Source organism: Pseudonocardia sp. 73-21, assembly GCF_001899645.1.
Classification (GTDB): Bacteria; Actinomycetota; Actinomycetes; order Mycobacteriales; family Pseudonocardiaceae; genus Pseudonocardia.
Genome location: NZ_MKVV01000107.1, coordinates 1 through 4,871 on the forward strand (window position 1 = coordinate 1; position 4,871 = coordinate 4,871).

Here is a 4,871-nt window from a genome sequence, read left to right on the forward strand (position 1 = left end):
CGCTCGCGGGCGACCGCGCCGCACGGACCCGGCCCGGTTCCGCCGAGCACGGCCACGGCGGCGGCCACTCCGGTTCTTCCGGCCTACGCCTGATCGCGACTTGGCACGTGTGCACGAAGACCGGCCGCGGACCCCCGGGCCGCCCCCACCGCCGGGTCCTGCTCACGAACCAGAACCTGTGGCCGTGATCTGGGCCCACAGCCACCGACCATCGGCCTCGGAATCAGTCATCTAGGAGGGAGTGGGCCCGACCAGCGCGGCGATCTCCGCGTCGGTGAGGCCCAGCTCCGCCAGGATGGACCCGGTGTGCTCGCCCAGGGCGGGCACCGGGTCCATCCTGTCGTCCCACCCGGACGCGTCGATCGGGGCGCGCAGCGCAGGCACCGGCCCGTTCGGGGTGCCGACGTCGCGCCAGCGGTCGCGCGCGACCAGGTGCGGATGGGCCAGCACCTCCGACGTGGTGTTGTAGCGGGAGTTGCCGATGCCGGCGGCGTCGGCGGCCTTCTGGATCGTCGCGAGGTCGGTGCGGGCGCACCAGTCGGCCACCGCGCCGTCGAGCTCGGCGCGATGGGCGACGCGGCCCGCGGCACCGGCGTAGCGCGGGTCGTCGGCCAGGTCCGGGCGGCCGAGCAGGTCGCGGGCCAGGCGCTGCCACTCCTGGTCGTTGGTGGTACCGAGCACGACCGTCTGCGCGTCGGCCGTGGCGTACGCGCCGTACGGGACGACGGCGGGGGAGCCCAGCCCGACCGGTTGCTGCTCCACGCCGCTGCCTTGCGTGTAGTGCAGGGCGTAGCCCATCAGCTCGGCCATGACGTCGAACATCGCCACGTGCACCTGCGCGCCCGGGCCGTCGGTGGCGCGTCGCTCGTAGAGCCCGGCGAGCACGGCGATGGCGGCGTAGAGCCCCGACGCGACGTCGGCGATCGGGGGCCCGGCCTTGGCCGGCGCCCCCGGCAGGCCGGTGATGGACGCCGCCCCCGACTCGGCCTGAACCAGCAGGTCGTAGGCGCGCTTGGCCGACAGCGGCCCGCCCGGGCCGTAGCCGGTGATCTCCACCGACACCAGGTGCGGGTGGCGCTCGGCGAGCTGCTCGGGCCCCAGGCCCAGCCGCCGGGTGGCGCCGGGGGCGAGGTTGGACACGAGCGCGTCGGCGCCGGCGAGCAGCCGGTGCAGGGCGTCGAGGCCGCGGGGGTCCTTCAGGTTGAGCGTGAGCGACTCCTTGCCCCGGTTGACCCATACGAAGTGCGCCGCCATCCCGTTGACGACGTCGTCGTAGTGGCGGGCGAAGTCGCCGCCGTTCGGGTTCTCCACCTTGATCACGCGGGCGCCCAGGTCGCCGAGCGTGCGGCTGGCCATCGGCGCCGAGACGGCCTGTTCCAACGACACGACGGTGACGCCCTCGAGCGGCCGGCTCACGGGCGGACCACCGCGTAGAGGAACCCGTCGTAGCTCTTGCCGCCCACCGTCTGGATCACCGTGGCGTCGACCCGGCGGTCACCGGCCACGGCGTCGGCGAACCGGCGGATGCCGGCGACGGCCCGGTCCGGGCTCGTCGGATCGACCACGCCGCCGCCCCGCACCACGTTGTCGACGATGATCACCCCGCCCGGCCGGGTGAGTCCGATGGCCGCCTCCACGTACTCGGCGGTGGAGGCCTTGTCGGCGTCGACGAACGTGAGGTCGAACGGGCCGGTGAGCGTCTGCAACGTCTGCAGCGCCGGGCCGACCCGGACCTCCACGACCCCGTCGAGCCCGGCCCGCGCGAGGTTGGCCCGGGCCACCTCGGCGTGGTGGGGGTCGAGCTCGCAGGTGATGAGCGCCCCCTCGGGTGGCAGGGCGCGCGCGAGCCAGATGGTGGAGTAGCCGCCGAGCGTGCCGATCTCCAGGATCCGCGACGCGCCGATCGAGCGGGCCAGCAGGTGCAGGAGCTTGCCCTGCAACGGCGACACGTCGATGGGTGGCAGCCCACCTGCCGTGTTGGCGGCCAGCGCCGCGTCCAGGTCCGGGTCGGGGGCCAGCACGTGCGCGGCCCAGTAGGCGTCGACCGTGCTCCACGTCGCATCCGTCACGCCGCCAGTGTGCCTCCCAGCCGGCCTCCGGTTCGTCGTGGCGGAGCCGTTCGGCGTCGAGCACGGGCAGCGGCTCGAACCCGTTCATGATCGACGTCTCGGGACGCACGACCGGCGCTGACCCGGCCGCCGGTCCCTGAACGGTGATCATGATGGGTCGCCGGCGAGGGTGGGTGGTGGTGCAGTCGCACCGGGTCAGACGGCGCGGAGGTCGAGGCGCAGCTCGGCCGGGGCGCCCGCGACCAGGCGGACCGGGATGCCCCAGTCCTGCTGGTAGCGGTGGCAGGCGGCGAACACGCCGTCGCCCTCGTCGCACGCGGCGGCGGCCACGCTGACCTGCAGGACCCCCTCGGCGACCCCACCGAACACGAGATCGCGGACGAACCCCGTCGACGTCCCGGCGCCGGAGGTCAGCAGCTCGGGCGGCGACGCGGCCACCGTCAGCTGGGTGGGGTCGCCGAAGCGGGTGTCGAGGTGCTGGCCGGTCGGCGGGGTGAAGGCGACGCTCAGCGTCAGCGGGCCCGGCGCCAGGTCGGTGGGCGCCCGTCTCACCTGGTGCGCCGCGCCGGACACCTGCGTCGACGCCGGGATCGGCACGCGCACCAGCCGGTGCGCCGCCGACTCGACGACGATCAGCGTGACCGGATCCGTGGAAGGGTCCACGAGGACGTCGCTGGGCTCGGCCAGGTCCCGCGCCAGCGTCCCCACCGTCCGGGTCACGGGGTCGTAGCGGCGGATCGCGCCGTTGTAGGTGTCGGCGATCGCCACCGACCCGTCCGGCAGCACCGCGACGCCGAGCGGGTGCTGCAGCAGCGCCTTCTCCGCGTCGCCGTCGACGTGGCCGAAGTCGAACAGCCCCTGGCCGACGGCCGTGGTGACGGCCGCTCCGACCGCGGGGTCGGCCACCACCGAGCGCAGCGCGGACGTCTCGGAGTCGGCCACCCACAGCGTCCCGTAGGCATCGACGGCCAGCCCCGACGGCTGGGCGAAGAACGCCTCGTCCGGGGCGCCGTCGCGCAGGCCCTCGTTGGTGGTGCCGGCCAGGACGGCCGTGGCGCCCGTGGCCGGGTCCCACGTCCAGAGCTGGTGGGTGCCGGCCATGGCGACCACGACCCGGCCGCCCCACAGCGCCACGTCCCAGGGCGTGGAGAGCTCGGGGGCGGAGTCGCCCACCTCGACCCGGGTGCGCAGCTGCGACCCGGTCCCGGCCACCGTGGTCACCTGCCCGTCCCGGATCCGGGCCAGGCGGTGGCCCGCCGTGTCCGCCACGACCACGTCGCCGTCCGGTAGCAGCACGAGCCCCTGAGGCTCGGTGAAGTCGCCGATCCGTCGGCGCTCGGTGACGAGGTCGGCCTCCAGCTCCACGACCTCGTGGTGCGCCGTGTCGGAGACGAGGAACGTGCCGCCGGGAAGGGCGATGACCTTGCCGGGGAACCTGAGCGCGGTCGTCGGCTCGGGAGGCGCCACATACGGTCCGTCGCCCCGGCGAAGGTTGTCGCCGTGGGAGGCGATCAGCTCCTCCACCAGCACCGTGAGCCCGTGCGCGTGGCCCTCCCCGGACATCTGCGCCACGACGTACCCGCGCGGGTCGATCACCACGAGCGTCGGCCACGCCCGCGCCGCGTACGCGTCCCACGTGACCAGCTCGGGGTCGTCGAGCACGGGGTGGTACACCCCGTAGCGCTCCACCGCGGCCTCGACGGCGGCCGGGTCCGCCTCGTGCACGAACTTCGGTGAGTGCACGCCGACGACCACCAGCACGTCGGCGTAGCGCTGCTCGAGCTCGCGCAGCTCGTCGAGCACGTGGAGGCAGTTCACGCAACAGAAGGTCCAGAAGTCGAGCAGGACGATCTTGCCGCGCAGCTCCGCGAGCGAGAGGTCGCTGCCGCCGGTGTTGAGCCAGCGCCGTCCGCGCAGCTCGGGTGCCCGCACCTTCACACGATCCACTCGCCTCCCAACCCCGGCCGGTCCGGACATGTTCCGGGAGACTGGGTCCATGCCGGAACTGCCCGAGGTGGAGCTCGCCCGCACGGTCCTCGACCGCGCGCTGGACCGTGAGATCGCGAGCGTCGACGACAACGACGAGTGGGTCTGCCGCCCGCACCCGCCCGGTGAGATCGCCCGGGCCCTGGTCGGCGGCACGCTCACCGCCGCCCACCGGCAGGGCAAGACGATGTGGTGCGAGACGGCGGGCCGCGACGGCGCGCCCGGCCCGCACCTGGGCGTCCACCTGGGCATGGGCGGGCAGATCGTCGTCGACGGGCACGTCGGCCCGACCGGCCCCGAGCACCGCAACCCCGGCGCGCGCAAGCCCGAGTGGGACCGCTTCACCGTCAACTTCGCCGACGGCGGGCAGCTGCGGCTGTTCGACAAGCGGCGCCTCGGCCGGGTCCGCCTCGAACCCGACCTCGACGCGCTGGGCCCCGACGCCGAGACCATCGGGCGCGAGGACTTCCGGAAGCGGGTGGCACGCGGCCACTCGGCGATCAAGGCGCGCCTGCTCGACCAGTCGGTGCTCGCCGGCGTCGGCAACCTGCTCGCCGACGAGACGCTCTGGCAGGCGGCGGTGTCGCCGTCGGCGCCGGCCGACGAGCTGGGCGCCGCGACGACCGACCGGCTCTACGACGCCCTGGAGAGCGCGCTGAAGGCGGCCATCGCGAACGGCGGGGTGCACACGGGCGAGGTCATCCGGCACCGGCACGCCGACGGTGCGTGCCCGCGCTGCGGGGCGCCGATGGTGCGCGGCACGGTCGGCGGGCGGTCGACGTGGTGGTGCTCCCGCGAGCAGGCCTAGGAGGCTCC

General features: G+C 74.6%; 5 protein-coding genes. 2 read left to right on the forward strand and 3 right to left on the reverse strand.

What is annotated here, in order from left to right:
• Nucleotides 1-188, forward strand: a 188-nt coding sequence (locus BGP03_RS33890; RefSeq protein ID WP_299738806.1) for a hypothetical protein, incomplete at its 5' end; no start/stop codon positions are given.
• A gap of 43 nt (nt 189-231) precedes the next feature.
• Here BGP03_RS33890 and BGP03_RS33895 read toward each other — a convergent pair.
• From BGP03_RS33895 to BGP03_RS33905, 3 genes are all read right to left on the reverse strand, one after another.
• Entirely contained in the window at nt 232-1,416 is a 1,185-nt protein-coding gene (locus tag BGP03_RS33895; RefSeq protein WP_298797520.1) for a CaiB/BaiF CoA-transferase family protein, read from the reverse strand.
• Nucleotides 1,413-2,069: an O-methyltransferase gene (locus tag BGP03_RS33900; protein ID WP_296377918.1), complete on the reverse strand. Its 657-nt coding sequence runs from the start codon at nt 2,067-2,069 to the stop codon at nt 1,413-1,415. The genes BGP03_RS33895 and BGP03_RS33900 overlap by 4 nt, the downstream gene beginning before the upstream one ends.
• 195 nt (nt 2,070-2,264) lie before the next feature.
• Nucleotides 2,265-4,046, reverse strand: a complete 1,782-nt coding sequence (locus BGP03_RS33905; protein ID WP_298797522.1) for an NHL domain-containing thioredoxin family protein — start codon at nt 4,044-4,046, stop codon at nt 2,265-2,267.
• Between the two features lie 19 nt (nt 4,047-4,065).
• On the opposite strand from BGP03_RS33905, the gene BGP03_RS33910 reads away from it, so the two are divergent.
• Entirely contained in the window at nt 4,066-4,863 is a 798-nt protein-coding gene (locus BGP03_RS33910) for a DNA-formamidopyrimidine glycosylase family protein (RefSeq protein ID WP_296377920.1), read from the forward strand.
• Nucleotides 4,864-4,871: the final 8 nt, after the last annotated feature.

Bases quoted from the DNA above. Each gene is read 5' to 3' on its own strand.
- BGP03_RS33905 (WP_298797522.1), bottom strand. From the start codon at position 4,046: ATGTCCGGACCGGCCGGGGTTGGGAGGCGAGTGGATCGTGTGAAGGTG.
- BGP03_RS33910 (WP_296377920.1), top strand. From the start codon at position 4,066: ATGCCGGAACTGCCCGAGGTGGAGCTCGCCCGCACGGTCCTCGACCGC.